The 16,626-nt window shown below is 55.6% G+C and carries 15 protein-coding genes; 5 read left to right on the forward strand and 10 right to left on the reverse strand.

The annotated features are described in order from the left end of the window. Together H559_RS0112635 and H559_RS0112640 are read left to right on the forward strand one after the other, a co-directional pair. Positions 1–204, forward strand: a 204-nt coding sequence (locus H559_RS0112635) for a LexA family protein (RefSeq protein WP_028452282.1), incomplete at its 5' end; no start/stop codon positions are given. Next, positions 201–1,478, forward strand: coding sequence for a Y-family DNA polymerase (locus tag H559_RS0112640; RefSeq protein WP_034641262.1), 1,278 nt, complete (start codon positions 201–203; stop codon positions 1,476–1,478). The genes H559_RS0112635 and H559_RS0112640, both read left to right, overlap by 4 nt. 112 nt (positions 1,479–1,590) lie before the next feature. Here H559_RS0112640 and H559_RS0112645 read toward each other — a convergent pair whose 3' ends face one another. The 5 genes from H559_RS0112645 to H559_RS0112665 form a co-directional block, all read right to left on the reverse strand. After that, on the reverse strand, positions 1,591–2,865 hold the full coding sequence (locus H559_RS0112645; RefSeq protein WP_028452990.1) for a DUF5623 domain-containing protein: 1,275 nt from the start codon (positions 2,863–2,865) through the stop codon (positions 1,591–1,593). A 274-nt stretch (positions 2,866–3,139) separates the two neighbouring features. Then, positions 3,140–4,528, reverse strand: coding sequence for a HipA domain-containing protein (locus tag H559_RS0112650; protein WP_028452991.1), 1,389 nt, complete (start codon positions 4,526–4,528; stop codon positions 3,140–3,142). Then, positions 4,528–4,749: a helix-turn-helix domain-containing protein gene (locus tag H559_RS0112655; RefSeq protein WP_028452992.1), complete on the reverse strand. Its 222-nt coding sequence runs from the start codon at positions 4,747–4,749 to the stop codon at positions 4,528–4,530. The genes H559_RS0112650 and H559_RS0112655 overlap by 1 nt, the downstream gene beginning before the upstream one ends. 135 nt (positions 4,750–4,884) lie before the next feature. Further along, a complete protein-coding gene (locus H559_RS21825; RefSeq protein ID WP_051279426.1) occupies positions 4,885–5,343 on the reverse strand; it encodes a DUF4262 domain-containing protein in 459 nt (152 codons plus the stop codon). Between the two features lie 194 nt (positions 5,344–5,537). Then, entirely contained in the window at positions 5,538–6,350 is an 813-nt protein-coding gene (locus H559_RS0112665) for a hypothetical protein (RefSeq protein ID WP_028452993.1), read from the reverse strand. 403 nt (positions 6,351–6,753) lie between these two features. On the opposite strand from H559_RS0112665, the gene H559_RS0112670 reads away from it, so the two are divergent. Next, positions 6,754–7,185: a DUF29 domain-containing protein gene (locus H559_RS0112670; protein ID WP_028452994.1), complete on the forward strand. Its 432-nt coding sequence runs from the start codon at positions 6,754–6,756 to the stop codon at positions 7,183–7,185. 151 nt (positions 7,186–7,336) lie between these two features. On the opposite strand, the gene H559_RS0112675 is transcribed toward H559_RS0112670, so the two are convergent. From H559_RS0112675 to H559_RS20310, 4 genes are all read right to left on the reverse strand, one after another. Further along, positions 7,337–7,516, reverse strand: a complete 180-nt coding sequence (locus tag H559_RS0112675; protein WP_028452995.1) for a hypothetical protein — start codon at positions 7,514–7,516, stop codon at positions 7,337–7,339. Beyond that, the gene (locus H559_RS22735) at positions 7,513–7,737 is read right to left on the reverse strand and encodes a hypothetical protein (protein WP_155845416.1); all 225 of its coding nucleotides are present in this window, start codon (positions 7,735–7,737) and stop codon (positions 7,513–7,515) included. Before H559_RS22735 ends, H559_RS0112675 begins: the two co-directional genes overlap by 4 nt. A 229-nt stretch (positions 7,738–7,966) precedes the next feature. Further along, on the reverse strand, positions 7,967–8,437 hold the full coding sequence (locus tag H559_RS0112685) for a hypothetical protein (RefSeq protein WP_028452996.1): 471 nt from the start codon (positions 8,435–8,437) through the stop codon (positions 7,967–7,969). A gap of 600 nt (positions 8,438–9,037) precedes the next feature. Continuing rightward, positions 9,038–9,655 (reverse strand): hypothetical protein, encoded by a 618-nt coding sequence (locus H559_RS20310; protein WP_034641266.1) that lies wholly within the window; start codon positions 9,653–9,655, stop codon positions 9,038–9,040. A 344-nt stretch (positions 9,656–9,999) separates the two neighbouring features. On the opposite strand from H559_RS20310, the gene H559_RS0112695 reads away from it, so the two are divergent. Both H559_RS0112695 and H559_RS0112700 read left to right on the forward strand, forming a co-directional pair. After that, complete coding sequence (locus tag H559_RS0112695; RefSeq protein ID WP_028452998.1) at positions 10,000–10,491, forward strand: hypothetical protein; 492 nt, start codon at positions 10,000–10,002, stop codon at positions 10,489–10,491. Between the two features lie 189 nt (positions 10,492–10,680). After that, on the forward strand, positions 10,681–11,112 hold the full coding sequence (locus H559_RS0112700; RefSeq protein WP_028452999.1) for a hypothetical protein: 432 nt from the start codon (positions 10,681–10,683) through the stop codon (positions 11,110–11,112). Here H559_RS0112700 and H559_RS23330 read toward each other — a convergent pair. Then, complete coding sequence (locus H559_RS23330) at positions 11,097–16,247, reverse strand: RecQ family ATP-dependent DNA helicase (RefSeq protein ID WP_028453000.1); 5,151 nt, start codon at positions 16,245–16,247, stop codon at positions 11,097–11,099. The two genes, H559_RS0112700 and H559_RS23330, sit on opposite strands and share 16 nt — an antisense overlap. Between the last annotated feature and the right edge of the window lie 379 nt (positions 16,248–16,626).

The following is a 16,626-nucleotide window of genomic DNA, read 5'->3' on the forward strand; positions in this document are numbered from 1 at the left end:
GTGGATTGCCGCCGCGAGGCGCGGCATGACGATATTGTGGTGGCGGTCATCGATAACGATTTCACGGTGAAGCGCCTGTATGCACGCGGGCAGCGCCTGGCCTTGATTGCCGAGAATCCGGCGTTTCCGCCGATTGTGCTGTGCGAGGAGCAGGAGCTGAGCATCTGGGGGGTTGTTGTGGCCTGGTTCATGGAGCCACGATGATTGCCCTCATCGACGTCAACAACTTCTATGTGAGCTGCCAGCGGGTGTTCCAGCCGGTGCTGGAAGGCAAGCCGGTGGTGGTGCTGTCGAACAACGATGGCTGTGTGGTGGCGCGCTCCAATGAAGTGAAAGCGCTTGGCGTTCGTATGGGGCACCCGTGGCATCAGTTGCGCGACATGGCAGACCAATACGGCATTCTGGCGTTCAGCAGCAACTATGCGCTGTATGCCGACATGAGCAACCGTGTTATGCAGGTGCTGGCGGAATTCAGCCCCGATCAGGAGGTGTACTCGATTGATGAGTGCTTCCTCGGCTTGGGGGGACTGGCCAGCGTGTATCCGGACTTCACCGTGCTTGGCCAGACCATCCGGCATACCGTGCGGCAGGCGACCAGATTACCCGTTTGTGTCGGCATCGCTCCAACCAAAACGCTGGCCAAGTTTGCCAATCACCTGGCCAAGAAACGTCCGGTATTCGCCGGGGTATGTGACTGGGACGTACTCAGCCCGGCTTCTCGCCAGCAATACCTATTGGATGTTGAGGTGGGCGAGGTCTGGGGCGTCGGTCCGCGCATCAGCAAGCGGCTAAATTCCGAAGGTATCCACTGTGTAGCCGATCTGGCCCGTGCGGATCCCGAACAGATCCGGCAGCGCTACAGTGTGGTTCTGCAGCGCACGGTGCTGGAGTTGAATGGCGTCTCCTGCCTTGCCCTGGAAGATCATGCGCCGGACAAGCAGCAGATCCTCTGCTCTCGCTCGTTTGGCCAGCCGATTTGCCGGTACCGCGAACTGGCCGAAGCCGTGAGCACCTATGTGGCCCGTGCCGCAGAAAAGTTGCGCAAACAGCAATCGCTTGCCGGCGGGCTGGCTGTCTACATCCGCACCAACCCGTTCCGGCCGGATGATCCGCAATACAGCAAGCATATTGCGGTACCGCTCTCACAAGCCAGTGATGACACCTTGCTGCTCACGCGGGCGGCCCTGTGGGTGCTCAAGCGCATTTACCGGCGCGGATTCAGTTATGCCAAGGCGGGTGTGATGCTGCTGGATCTGCAGCCCCGTACCGGCATCCAGGGGTACCTGTTTGCCGAGCAAGCCGATCCACTGAAACGGGCGTTGCTCAATGACACCATGGATGCCATCAACCGGCGCTGGGGGCGTGGCACGTTGCGCGTGGCCAGCACCGGCAACAATCAGAGTTGGAAGATGCGACAGAACCTGGTATCGCCGTGCTGGACAACCCGATGGGATGAGATTCCCGTGGCCAAGGCCTGAGCGACAACCGCCCACGGCATCGACGGGCTGTACCTAAAAGTTACACCGGCACATGAAAACAAAAACAGCCAGCTCGTGCCCCCGAACTGGCTGTGGTCTTGCCGTTCCGCAATTACTGATTTTGATACAGGTACTTTTCGACTTCAGCGATACCGGCGTCCAGGGCCGCAAGCAGTTCGCGCCGTGGTACGCAGTTGTCGTAGCCTTGCACAACGATTGTTCGGGCTTTGATAAGCGCCACCAGTCGCTCGTTATCCGTTGAGCAGAGAGAAGATTTTTGAGGGCCAAAATACACGTCATACACTGCATCCGGGTGCTCATGTTTATGCTCTAGAATCACCCAATCCTCCAGCTTGGTATGGACTCGCCTCAGCTTCGTGGTGACTCGAGAAGTGAATCCGGAGCTGAGTGAGTGCATGAGCGGACCGAGCTGTTGGTGCAATTCAAACGGCATGGCTTTTTTGGGGCGCCATTCAGAAGGGATGCCGGGGGCTCCACCGTAAGGCACGGTATGTTTGCGCGGATGCTGGATCGGGCCAGGACGCGGGCGGCGTGGATTCGCATCAGCCTGGCGTTTCGGACTGGTGAACTCATCGCCATAGGGGGAGGTCTCATGTGGCCAAATCGCCGGCATGGAAATGGGCTTCAACTTCGCCACTCTTACCGCGATACGCTGCAACAGATCGGCGTCGTCGCCAAGCATACGTGGAGAACACTCACCGGGGCGGTGAATGCCTTCCCATGCTAGTGAAGCCTCCTTGAATTGATGGTGATCGAGCCATCTCTGCCGATCTTCCGCTACGTGACGCACCAAATTTTCATACGGCTCATCGAGCATCAGGCAGGCGCCGGTGAGTGGATCAAACCATTGCGACTGGTGATCGCGCCCGGGGACGCGTGCTAATTGCCGAAGGCAATCACGGTGCTTCTGGGTCGAAACGGGTTGCAAGCCGGTGACCTCAATGAAACGCAGGGCGCGAGCCGCGGACAACAGTACCTGTCTTGCCAGATCCTGTCCCTTTGTATCCGTGCGGTGTTCCAGATGATCTTCGTATTCCATGCGGAAGCCGGCAAGACCCCGCGCAGCGCGGACACGATGTTTGGCAATAATGTCAGGAAGGGGTCGGTTGAGGTCAATGCGCCAGATTTCGCGGCCGGCGCGCAGCTCGCCGGGTTCGGATTGCGGGAGCGTCCAGTGGACGGTCAGATAGACCGGGTAAAGTGGTTGCTCAAGCTGGCGGCGCGCGTGCACGAAGTTTTCAAAGCCGGCCTGGCGGCTGGCTTCATCAAGAGCGATGGTGTGGGTGATGTTGCGCTCGCGGCGGATTTTCTTGGCGAGCTGCTTGATGCCGTCCACGGTGGACGGACGGATGCTGGCTGTATTCATTGCGTTCAATCCTAACGGCCTAGTACGCAGTGTCACCGTCGCCACCGCATTAGGCCAGGATGAAAGCATCGGCCAAATTATCGTGAAAGCACTGCTCGAGGAGCTTCGGAAGACGGTATCATGCGCGTGCCAGCGCCATACAAAATTACAACCATTTTGGATGGAGTGTCAACTGGCGTCATCCGGCAGTACATGGCGGCAAGCGGTGTACCTAAAAGTTACACCGCATCGGCTGCACGGCCAGCTGTATACCTGTAACTTTTAGACACAACCATTACGCCAGTGCCGCCCGCATGGCCGCAATCGTGGCCCGGAAACCGTCCACATCGGGTCGCTTCAGCTTGCGGTCTGCCTCCGGCGCCTGTTCGAGCAGCTCGCAGGCCTGGTCGGCAAAGTCCGCCGTGACCGTCAGTGCGTTATCAATCCAGTCATTCGCCTCGTTGGTGCGGATGCCGCCTGCTTTGGCCAACTGCAGCACGCGTGCGCGCAGATCGGGCGGTATGTTGCCCGAGGAAGTATAGGGAAGAGGGCCGCCATCACCGTCGGTGGCATCAACGCCACCGATGCCCGAGAACGGTAGTGCCGAAAGAATGTCGTGGTTCTTGTTGAAGCGGCGGTACGCTCGCATGGGCGCCGGATCGAAGACCGGTGCCAGCGTGGCCTCTCCCGCCCGGCCGATCAGCGCGAAGTTGTCCGAATGCAGATCACCGTTGCCGGTCACCAGTGCCATGACGAAGCGCTGGAAGATGCCGAGTTTGACCGCGTGCGGATTGGCGACCAGGCCGGGGGTACTGGCCACCGTGAACAGTGTTTCCATTGTTCCATCGGTACGGGTCGGATATTTGCGCGGATTCCCGGTGCGCAGCAAGGTGTAGAACGACTCCTGTGGGATGGGCTGGCCTTGCCCGTCGCGATCAAAGCGATCCAGCACCAGCACGGCCAGTAGCTCTTCGCCATACGGAAACTCGTGATACTGCCAATCAGGAACGGGCAGCCCGGCCTGCCGGTGCAACGATAACGCCAGCGCCTCAATCGCCAGCACGCGCGGATACTCGGGCGGCTCGACCTTCACCAGTACCGGGGAATGATCATCGCCCAGGTGGGTGAACAGCTTCGGAATCATGCCGGACACACCGGTAACCTGCATGTGCGCCAGAATGGCCGCCGCATCATCAGCCTCATGCTGATTGGCCAAGCCATCGCGCAAGCTCGCCCAGAGTGCACTGGCCGACGTCAGCTCCGGTACCACGGATCCGCCTTGCTGGTAGTAGTGGCGTGCGCAACGGTCGTCGGCAAACACATCCAGGTGGCCGATGCCGCCGGCGCCGAACTGGGTTAGCAAGAGCCACTCCTGTTCGATCGGCTGCCGGCCGCGCCGTTCAAGGTTGCGGTCATCCAGCAAGCGGTACATGAGACGCCGCATTGGCGAGTGCGGATCCTGCGGGGGCAGCAGAGCCTGCAGCTGCGGCGGCAGATCCTGTCCCTGAGCGCGCGGCCAGCTCATCCCGGATTTGCCTGCCAAGTCGTGCAGCATGCTGAAGCCCGGGCAACCATCCCCCTCCGGATGCCGGGTGATACGCAATTCGGTATCGGTGAGCACCATATCGGCCAGCTTGACCGGCTGGCCGTCCAGTTGTGTCCAGATCACCCCGAACTGATCCATTAGAACAGGCTCCCCTCATCCAGTTGGCGGGCGAGCTCCGATTGGGCTTCGGTGAGGGCAATGGACAGGCCGACCACGCTGGCCAGCGAAGCCAGATTGTCCAGGCTGATCGCTTCGCGGCGATACGACCGAGCCATCACGGATGGATCGATACCGGCGGCGGCGGCCAGCTGCGATTTATTGAGTCCGCGGCGGGCAGCAAGCGTATAAATCTGGTCCATGAGGGGGCGCGTTGGATTGTGCATTTTTGCCCATTTAGATTGCACTGGTTTTCGGTATGTGCATTATTGCACATTATTGGGTGGTGATAGGGCATGAAAAACCCGACCGGCCAGAAGGCAAGTCGGGTGGTGGGGTTAGTGAGCCTGGCGCCAGAGGCAAGCTTGCCGCGGATCCATATAGGCGTGGTCGTATCCATCTTCCCAGGGCAGAAGCCCTGCGCGATCGGAAATCACCAGTTGCCGGAAGCGATAGTCCGTGATGCCTTTGTCGGCGTAATAATAGTTGGCCTGAATGGCATGCCGCTCGATGGCTGCCGCCGTCGGGATGTCGCGCAGCGCGCACGGCAGGTTGGCCAGCTCCGCAATCGGCTCGCAATCAGGGAACGATTCGCCAGCCTGCATGCGCCGGGCCACTTCGTTGAGGAAGAAGTGTGCTGCCTCCTGCCCCACGCCAATGATGAGCAGATCCGGTTGGCCACGCTGCGCCAGACCGATGGTGTATGCGAACGGTGGATTGTTCTGGTCTCCGAATACGGCGATGACGGCGAGGCCGTGCAGGGCGACATTGTTTTCGACAAACTCTGCGATGTTCATAAGGTTCTCCGATGCGCCGCAGCGTGGCGCAGTTGTTAGGACGTTGCGGGAATACTTTTCGTGCGTGACGCTCTAATGCCGCAGCTGTCGCGGTGTAACTTTTAGGTACACCAAAGCGCTCACGACGCACGCGGCAAGCGCGCATGAAAAACGCCGGCTCAGAAAAAGCTGAAACCGGCGCAGGTTAGGATTGCTTATTCCTGGACGTAGATGCCCAGGCCCAGCGTTGGATGGAAGATGTACTTCCACGAATCGCCAGCCGAATTACCGCTGTCGATCATCAGCAGACTGAACTGCTTCATATCAACCAGACGGCTCAACATGTCATCGTCGCGATCGATGCGACGCAGCACCGGTTCCGTGGACGTCTGGTCTGCTGTGGCTTCCCAGCGATAGGCCACAATACCGCCGGTGGCGTCCTCTTCTCTGGCATGTGCCAGGAAGGACTTGAACTGATCCCAAGCGATGGTTTCGTGCGTGAACACGCGAACACCGTCGTTCAGGTTCATCGCGACCGCGTGCACCGATGCCGAAATGGCCTGGTGCAATCCCTTCTCGCTCTGGATCACGCGATTGTGGTGCAGGCTCAGCAGCAGGGACTCGAAGCAGTGTGCAGCCAGTTCGCTTTCCATGCACGGCATGTGATCGCTATCCATGAACTGGCCCAGCAGATCGGACACGATGCGAGTGCGGGACAGCTCGATGTTGAAGGCCAGCGACACCTCATCGCCGATCCACTCGATGATGCCGTCGGCCGCCAGCTTTTGCGCTATCCGCCGATGCACTTCAGCCGTTTGCAAATCCAGCAGCTCCGCTTCGGCGCCGCAGACCTTCAGCGTGGCCCTGGCGATGGCGTCGACATCCAGACCGGCGAAGATCTGCTCGGCAAGCTCCACGATGGAGAGGCTGAACAGCGACGGCTCAAACTTGCCAAGGTTAACCGGATGGGACCTCAGTACCGACAGAACATCTTCAGTGGAAATTTGCAGAGCGGTGGAATACGACATGATTTTCTCCGTAGCGCCGCAACAGGCGCAGTGATTGGTTGGCGTTGCGGATGGATTACCGGTGCGCGGGGAGGTAATGCCGAGGTGTAACTTTTAGGTACAGATGCTGGCAGTCCACCTGTGTTGGGTGTCTTCGTCGACTGGCACGGATCAGGTATGATGAATTTGAACCGGTTAGGAATGGCTAGTGCAGCCTGGTTCTGGTGCATATCGCAGCGCAGCGTCATGCGTAGTGCTTGGGGTGGGAATCCCCGGGTAGACAGCCCTCACACCGAAATGGGTGGAACAGCCAGTTTGGAGGGACGGCGGTTTAATGAGTCTTGAGTCGTCTTGGCAAGCGACAGGCTGAGTGCCACAAACGGGGAAACCCATGGAAAGACGAAGTGCAGATAAAGGAGCAGCAATGAGCATTCGTTATGAGCAGGACTTCTACGGATGGACACTGGAGCAGGTAAACCTGCTGCGCTCTGGCCGTCTGGACGAAGTAGACCTGGAACACCTGATTGAGGAGATTGAAAGCGTGGGAAATAGCGAGCGACACGAGTTGGAATCACGTCTTGAGGTGTTATTGCAACACTTGTTGAAATGGCAATTCCAACCAAGTCGGCGCGGCTCAAGCTGGAGGTTGACCATTCAGGAACAACGTAAGCGGATCATTATCCGCCTACGCAAGAGTCCAAGTTTGAAATCTAGCTTGGACGAAATAATGACTGACGCGTATGACGTGGCAAAAACCATGGCAGAACGTGAAACTGGCCTTAGTGAAAATATGTTCTCCGAGCAATGCCCGTGGACATTTGAAGAAGTGATGAATGCTGAGTTCTTGCCCGATTGAAACTCGTTGGTGAGATTTGGCAGTACAACCTGAACACCACCAGCTTGTCTGGTGGTGTTTTTCATTGTGGCCATGGAGGTTCGACATGTAACTTTTAGGTACACCGGCCAAAAGAAAAGCCGACCCTGAAATCAGGATCGGCATGGATTGCTTAGCGCGCGCAGGCGGCGAGCAGATCATCCGGTATGGATGCAATGCTGCCCAGCTTGGCGCAGGCAAAGGCACGGCAAATGGCCTCATTCAGGATCAGACTGCTGGCGGACCAGAGTGCTTCGGCTTCCCGTGCGATCACCGTCCAGATGCCGGTGCATTCACTGCGATCGATGCTCACGATGCAGGGTTGGTCAGAATCGGCCAGACATCTTTGGCATACGTCACACCCGGGTTGCCGGGGGCGAAGCTGATGCCGGCCTGGTGCAGTCCTTCGGTGCGATACACCGATGCGCCGATACTGTTTTGGTGCAACCGGTAGACGGCTTGACGAGTGAGAAGGTTGGCTATAACCCAGTCCAGAGCTGGGCCTGTCAGGTCAAGGGTGTTGAGGTCTTGCATGATGTCTCCATGGGTTGGCATTGCACGGAGTTTGGTGGTGCGCGACCTTCTAAACCGAGGTGGTGTAACTTTTAGGTACAGACGATTGCCGACAGTACCGTTGTAACTTTAAGACTCACAGGACGAGAGCGATGGCTGCGAGACACCACAGGTAAACGTGTAACTTTTAGACACACGTGTGCAAAAGAAAATGCCCGCTCCACATGGGAACGGGTATCGGGGGGACAGCTTAGCGCGCAAAGCCCAGTTTGTGGCCGGAAGACAGTTGCTCGATGACATCTCGGCAGATGCGCTCGTTCAATGTAGCAACCGGACCAAGGGAACACGGTTTTCCGGAAGGCCCGATAATCAGTGCATCACAGTTGTGAGTGTGGAACTGGTGGTTGAGGAACACGATGTCTTCCCCGTTTCGGTAAGTCGAGAGCAGCATGGCGGGCAGGTATTTCATCAGCCGCTGGTGCTGCCGAAACTCCTCGTCATCCCGTTCACGGGCACGTTGGCCGTCCAGATACGACAGCAGCATCGGCGCGCTGGCCAGCCAGTGTGGTGCCGGCTGGTTTGGCGCTTCATAGCCTTTGTCGAAGGCACGCCGACTCAACCAGGCGTCCAGTGGGTCACTCAGTACGGCTACACCGAATGCGCGCAGCCAGGCAGCGGCATGTACCAGAACAACAAACAGAACAGACAGACGTTGCAGCATGACAGATCTCCAAGTGTGGTTAACATTGCCTCGGATTTGCTGTGCGGATGCCTGTAATCGCAGCCACTGCAGGCGGCGCAGCCGGCCAGTCTCTTTTTCTGATTGGTCAAAATCCGGTTCACCACACACACACACCGCCTTTTCGAAAAGATCTAAGCCTAGGCTCACACGGCGATGGGAGGGCTTGTTCCCGACCTGAGCCGTGCCAAAGGTCGCGCTGGAATGCGCCGGTTGCCGGCCGCAAAGGCCGACACTGCCGGTTGGCCGGTTCCGGTTTCCACCATTCATAACGGGTGGCGGCACGACTGCGGCTGGCTAGGGTGCACCTGGGCAAGTTCAGGTTTGGATGTCGCAGTGACGCAGCCGGCCTGCCGGCTAAGGCGCGGGGCTGGGTCGTGCACTGCCCATGAAGGATGCTGGGCGCTGGGCTGCAAAAGGCTCCCAGTGTGGTCTAGGGCAGCTACAAGATCAGGATGCTGTGAAGGAGCGAGCGCGGGAGAGCTTCGCTCGAGCAAGCGAGCGGGGATGGAGAAAGCCAATCAGAAAAGGATTCTGCTTTGAAAAGAAAGCCGCCTAATTCGTGGCGGCCTGTGGTGCGAATCAGCGGCGGGTGCGAGGAGCCCGAGGCGGTGAAGGTGGAATTGGCTCAATAAAGGTCTCGACCTCCTTAAAGGTCGCGAGGGTATCTGCCTCAATCGTGTCCAGGTTTTTCTCGATGCCACTGATTGCTTTTTTGAAGCGGTCGATTGCATCCATATACATTGCACGTTTCGATAGAAGTTTGTGCGCATGATGGATGAGTAATTTGGTCGCGTAAAGGTTGTGCGTGAAGTCACCAGACGTTTTGGGGCGGCGGGCTAAATTGGCAACAGGTAGTCGCTTCCATGGATTCCATGTCTTTGTTCTACTGATCACGACATAAGGGTAAGGCCGCATCAAGCGTCCATCTGAATCTTCGACGACATCGAAATTGATCAGTAACGCCCCTGGCTTCTTAATTGGCTGGGACTGTTTGAGTAGCTCGCTGATTCGGTCCAGCAGGGCATCAATTCTATCCAGGCCTTCCTGCATGCGCATGAGGCGATAGCCAAGAGCGAAGGCTTCCGAAATATGCGGCAGCTGGTGAACTCGTGGCCGGTCTTCGCTGAAGTGCACAGGGCGAAGTGGCGGTTGCAGTAGCTCGATACGGTTAGCGTTGCGCGAAACGGGCGGTGTCATTACTTCGAAGCTGCTGGTGATAATTGGGGGTCTCAGTGTACTTCTAATGCGTTCTGCTCGGAAGGGGGTGAGTCGGCTCGTATTTGAAGCGCACGGCCGAGGGCGGGTCAAGGGAGCATGGGACAAAAGAGGGACAAAGAAGGGACAAATCAGGATGGCAATGCTGCGTGGCGGGTCAAATGGGACAAATACGGGTCAAGAATGATACAAAAATGGGACAAACACGGGACAAACACGGGACAAAATGCCCAACCCTATAGTGAAAATTCTTGTCGAAGAGGGACAAACATGGGACAAACATATCAAATACTCACGGAAGACATGATCGAAAGGATTTTTGCGACATGATTCATAAAACCAAGAAGAAGATGAAGCTGTTCCGTGCCATCTGGCCTGAAGTTAAAGGCCTACTTTTACGGATGACCCGCGAGGAGGTTCTTGAAGTATTGAATCGTGAGAAGGAAATGAAAATGACTCCTTCTGTTTTCGATACATACATAAAACGAATTCGCAAAGAGGAGGCTCTTCAACCAGAGAAAATTGCCAAAGCCGTCCTGCACAATGTTCAAGTAAATTCGGATGAGATTGCAGTAATGAACGATGGTGTCATTGTTAAGGATGATATTGCCCAAGTTCCATCGGAAGAATTGAAACACCATCAATCAACAGGAGGGTTGAGCCATATAACGCCAGAAGCGAAGGAAAGATTGATAGCTGCAGGGTTGTGGACGGGAGAGATAACAACGCCAGATCAAATTCGATTTGGGAAAAAAATCGACCTTAGTGTGTATAGCGGTCCAAACAAACTTTTGAAAAAACCAACCGAGGATAAATGAAATGCGTATCGTAACCATTAACTATTCTGGAAACCTTGGCAAAACCATCATCTGTGCACATCTGCTGAGCCCCCTATCGCGGGTGCCTCTGTGGTGAGTGCGGAGACAGTCAATTCTGGATTGGCTGATGAAGGTGTTGCCGCTCGCGTGATTGGCCTTCTGGCCGGGCGCCGATCCTAAGGGGAAGATATGTTTAATCCGAAGAGTCCTACCTTCATGGCTGCATTTTTCCGCGAGCTGGAATTCATTAACCGTGCATTAGCCAAGCTCGGCGATGGTAAGTTGCGTGTTCAGTATGAAGCCACACAAGGTTGTCTACAGTTCCGGCACGGGCACATGTTGCTGTTAACGAGCCCGGGGCAGTTCTGGTACACGCGTTTTGTGGGCCAGCTCATGGAGCGGAAACCCGCGTTTGCACAGCACTATGCCGCCGATGCACGCTCCGACTTTGATGCACTGGCTACCGCTGAGATGCTGCGCATTGTCGATATTGCCAAGGATGATCCGAGCATGGTCCACGGCATGCTCAGGCAGTGCACGGACAAAGAGGCAGAAGCGACTAGACGGCTGCTGCAGGTCATCGAAGTAACAGGCCAGCAAGAGTTCTATACTGTTGCTTGAATGTCCATGGAAATCACGCGCGGCACTATGACTCCCCAACGCTCAACTTTGCAACTCGATTGATACTGGTCTTCCTGATCAACCTTATCTCGCAGCAGAATCGCAGCAACTTCACTCTCATGCAGATGCTCAGGTAGCTTAAATGCCTTCGAACTTCGGCCAACAACAACCCCCTGTTGGTTGATGAACAGGCAGCGGCCACTGGTCTCGGTCTGCAGTGTCAAGCGATCCCCAACGCGCAAGCCACTCAAGTGCTGATGGATCGCATCGGCGGAATGGTGTCGACCCGCGAATCCAAGATCAATTTCTTTCAGGCTAAGCTGGTGATAGCGCAGATTGAGCTGGGGGAGGGGAGTAAAGGCTTGAGGACGAACGAGCATTTCGTACCCATTCAGCGCTTTGATGAAAGGGTGCCGATGCTGTTCAAACTGGCATAGCGTTAACGTCTCCATTGCTCGGGTCATTCCCACATAGAACAGCCGTCGTTCCTCATCCGATGCCTCATTCCAGGCGCCATCCAGCATAGCGACATGCTTGAATTCGAGGCCCTTCGCTGAATGGACTGTCCCCAGATAGAGACCTCGTTTCCCTGAGTGTCTGCATTCCCGAGCATAGTCATAGAGCCAATTCACGAGCAGAGGTATCGCCAGAGTACAGTCACCAAATTCAGCCTTGAGTTGTTCTGCTGCTGAGTCGAAGAATGTAAGCCACTCAGGATCATCGCTGCCATCCTTCATCACTCGGATGGCATCGGTGGTTGCTATGTCCTGTTGAGCCAGTGCGCGGAGTCGATCCACTGCAAGAACAAAGCCACGCTGCCGTGTAATGGGTAGCTGGTTGTTCTTGTCGGCGGCCAGCACATAGGGAATCCCGTGATGTTCACACCAGGCTTGGAAAGGATGGAGGTACTCATGCGTACGTGCGAGAACGGCACCATCTGTCCAACTACTTCCCGGATCCAGTTGCAGCAGTCTGTTTAGCTCGTTCATCACTGCCTGGCATTGCACATTGCCACTACCCAGATCATCCGAAGGTAACTGAAGTAGCAGCAACTTCCCCTGTCGTTCACCATCGAGTGACTGCCAACGTCCCCCGAGTGGCGTGGCTTGGCGCAGAGGGTCGATGCATATCGGGCGCTCAGCTTTCAAACGGGCATGGCAGTGAGAAATAACAATGTTGGCAGCGGCAATGATGTGCCGTGTCGAACGATAGTTGCTGACCAAAAATGCAGTCCTGGCCTGATAGTCTTGCTGGAACTGCTCAATGTAGCGATTGCTGGTATTGCGCCATGCATACACATTCTGGTCATCATCGCCGACCGCCAGGATGGTCAACTTGTTTTCCGGATCCTGATTCCGTCCTGCCAATGCCGACACCAGCCGGTATTGCCAATCGTCGATATCCTGATATTCATCCACCAGGATGTACTGATAACCCTGCAGCAAACGATCCCTGAGTTCATCTTCGCCCATCGCCTCACGTGAACCTTCGAGCAAGGCAACTGCCTGCTGAATAACTTGAGCCAGTTCGTTCTCATCCACGCGGTCTTTGGTTTTGAAGCTCACGCCCATCAAGCGCATGGCCATTGCATGATAGGTCAGGACAGTCAATCCAAATGCATCCGCTCCCACAAGAGCGTACAAGCGTTTGCGTATTTCATTGGCGGCATGGCGGTTGAAGGTAAGCACAATCACGCTTTGCGCTGGAATGCGTCTGACGCGCAGCAAGTATGCGACCCGATGGACAATGACTCGGGTTTTGCCTGAGCCGGGACCAGCCAGAACCAGCTGATTATGATCCTCTTCATCCGTGACGATGGCGCGTTGTTGCTCATTGAGCGGGTCAATGATCTTGCGCCAGGAAGACTCACTGGTCGCAAGGCCTAGTACTTCCTTCTTGCTTGAGAAGTACCGCTTCAGGAAATCTCGCTTCGGTAAGGTGAAATAGTGCATGACCAACCGGAGCGCATCGGCCATCTCCTTAAGTGCAATCTCTGCATATTCGCGCATGACATGCACTTGGATCCGCCGCTCGCTGTAGTGCTCGGCGAGGGGGTCATAATCATCCTTCTGATAACGCCGGTTTTGTTCGTCATTGACCTGAATGGTCATCGCCCGCCGCATCACGGTCATCCCATGATTCAATGCCAGTACTTCTTCTTGATGCAGGTAGAGCAGTACATGTTGTATGGCGGGTTGGCGCCTATCTGGCCGTACGATGGTCGACAATTCGAGATCAGATTCGATAATTCCGACCAAGCTACCCAGCGTGGTCTCGACCAAGAGATCCTTGCCACGTTGGCCTTCGACACACTTGAGTAAGTAGTCCAATACTTTCAGAGCGAGCAGGCGGCGTTTTTCGCCCATTTCTTCAATATCTGACCAAGTGCGCATGCCCTTGATACGGATTTTGACTGAGTCTTGCGCGTACCCTTTGAGTTCAAAGCTACCGCGATATTTTCCAGAGTCATCCGAGTCTGAGGACAAGGCATTGAGCAATCGAGACACATGCAGTGGGATGACTTCTTCTTGTGTCTCTTCCCGCAGGCGAGTGGTCAATTCCGGAATATTCAAGACTTGCCACTCACCAAGATCGGCATCGGCAGCATACTCACGCAGCAAACTGAAAAGCGCTTTCTCGAGCTTGATGGAACGTTCGAGCCGTTGCAGCGATCCATTCGCAATGCCTGCATGAACGTACAAGGTAATTTGTGTATCGTTCACCAGCAATTCCAGCTCTTCCAACTGACGAAGCGTTGCGGTTACCTCGTCCTGGGTCAGGCCGGTATGCTGCATCAACTGATCTGTGGTGACGCGTTCGTCTGCCTCGGCTGCATAGAGAATGGATAGCACCGAGGAGTATTCCTGCCGTCGTCGATCTGACAAATCGGCCTTGGCAAGGCGCGCTTGCGCCTCTTCCATGCTGGTAAAGCGAAGTTTGGCGGGGAAAACTTGCGTGTGGTTTTCGTTTCGCTCCAGAAAATGCCCACGTTCGAGCCAGGCAATCGCCGTTGCAACTTTGGTCTCGGCGTCGCGATCATCGGCTTCAAAACTGGTATGCACATACTGATCGCTCAGAATTTCGCCAGCGGTAATGATGACCTTTCCATCCTTGACCCGTTTGGCGGAATTCCGCAGTTTTTTGAGAATCTGGTCAATATCGGTTTTGCTGAGCTTCGAGCGTTCAGTGATGCCGAACTGGGTTTCGATGTCATCCGGGTCATACAGCAGTACACATTCTGCTTGATGCTGATCACGTCCAGCGCGACCCGCCTCTTGCAGGTAGTTTTCGAGGGAGCCAGGTATCTCTGCGTGAATCACCAATCGGATATCCGGCTTGTCGACGCCCATGCCAAAGGCATTGGTTGCGACAATCACGCGCAAGGCGCCGGCGATGAAGGCTTCCTGGATTTCCTTCTTATGCTCGGGCTTGAGCCCCGCATGAAAATGTTCGCAAGCCCAGCGTTGCGACTTGAGGAACTCCGCCAGTTCTTCGGCGGATTTGCGGCGAGCGACAAACACCACGGCACCGCCTGGGGCATGCTCCAGAGAGTCAGTCAGCAAACGGTGGGTTGCTGACCATTTCTCGGATCGATGGACCTGAATCACGCTGAAATCCAGGTTGGTTCGTTCATGACCACCGAAGAACTCTGCGAATTGCACGTCGAGTTCACGCTTGAAGTGGTCACGAATGTCATCCAGCACTTCCAGTTTGGCGGTCGCCGTGAAGCAGCCGATCGGAGCCAAATCGCCATGACTGGTAAATTCGCGAATAAAACGTGCGGCGTACAGATAGTCTGGGCGGAAGTCATGGCCCCACTTGGAGAGGCAGTGCGCTTCGTCGAAGATCCAGGCATTGATTTGCCGGTGTTCGATCGCATTACGAAAAGCCTTGTTCCGGAACTGTTCAGGTGACACCAGCAAAATGCCGATGTCACCCATCTGGATCTTTTCCAGCACATTTGCCCGCTCCGGCATAGTAAGCAGCCCATTGAGAGCAGCCGCGCTGTGCACGTTTCGTTTGAGCAAGCCATCAACCTGATCCTTCATCAAGGATTGCAGGGGCGAGATGATGATGGTCAGACCACCGTTCCGGTAATAGCGATTCAGCGCTGGCAACTGATAGCAGAGTGATTTGCCGCCGCCTGTGGCCAGAATCGCAAGCACATGTTTGCCCTGCATCCCGGCCAGCACAATATCCTCCTGGAGGCTACCGCCTTGGGTGTTGCGGGGTTCACTACGGAAATGATCAAAGCCGAAATAGCGCTTGAGCTCATGACGAGGGTCATGGATTGACCGGCAATAGGAGCATTCCGAACTGCCACAGGGGACGTCACGCAACTCATGGATCAGCTTGGCGACGGCCGGGAACTGATGGCGCACCCAGGGAGCCAATACCGAATTGCCACCGGACACACGTAGCCAGGCCAGGGTATAGGCGATCGGCCAATGCATCGCTTTGTTGGTCAGATCCTGCTCGAGTAGTTGCTGCAGCCGAGTGACACAGACCTTTAGAGTGCGCCGAACCGCTGGATCTGATTCCTGCAGCAGATCAGGAATGAGTTTGCGCAATTCAGTCAGCCCAGGGGCGGGTTCGCCCGCGAGATAAAGCATGTAATTACCGAGCCCAGGTCCCGGGATAGGGGCAATCAAAGCATGGTAGACCCGAAGTTCGTGTGTATCGTGTGCAGCCAGCTTGTCAAAGGCCAGGCATTGATCCTGATACAGCGTATAGGTGGCGCGGCAATCAGCGAGCGGTGAGTTGATGGTATCTCTGATCAGCTTGTAGTTTTTGATCAGTCGATGATAGGGATTTTGGGGAAAGGCGAGTGGTGAGAGACGGAGCGTATCGATGGCAGGAAGTTGCAGAAGTCTCAGATCCGGATTCTGCCGCTGCAGGATCGGCAGGTCATGCGCCAGGATGTTATGTCCTAGGACAAAACTGGCTCCTTCGGACAGGCTATCCAGCTCGGAGAGCGCTGGAAGTAAGTTCTCTTTATTTGTCTTAAGTTCTAGGTCTTGCAGGGTGTCCGGACGGAATGCGCCGATCTTGATGATTTTTTCCTCTTCGCTCCCAGTTTGTGGAACGGTTTCCAGATCAAAAATCAGGCATTTGGGGGTTAATGATGCGGACATACTGCGCTCATGGCATCGATACGATTGGCTTACGCCAAGCATACCTTATTGCAGAGATATGAACACAGCCACAGGACAGCATGCTGGCGTGGATGATGCACACTATCGCACTTAGCTATCCCCGAACTTCCTGAAATGAAGAAGGTACTGTTGGTGCACCACTAGGCACCCCCTCAGTTTGCAGGTGAGCTGAGCATCCTCCGGCCCTTCGCTACTCATAATGGAAATGTAGAAGCATATTGAGTACGCATGGCGCGGCGGCTCAATCAAACGGTGTTCGTTCAGGCATAGGTAACGTGACATGTTTGAAAATTTATAAAAAATGCGCGTAGCATGCAGTGATTCATATTCAACCCATATGAATCTGTGCAGGTGCATA

It is taken from the genome of Chitinilyticum aquatile DSM 21506 (assembly GCF_000430805.1).
GTDB lineage: Bacteria > Pseudomonadota > Gammaproteobacteria > Burkholderiales > Chitinibacteraceae > Chitinilyticum > Chitinilyticum aquatile.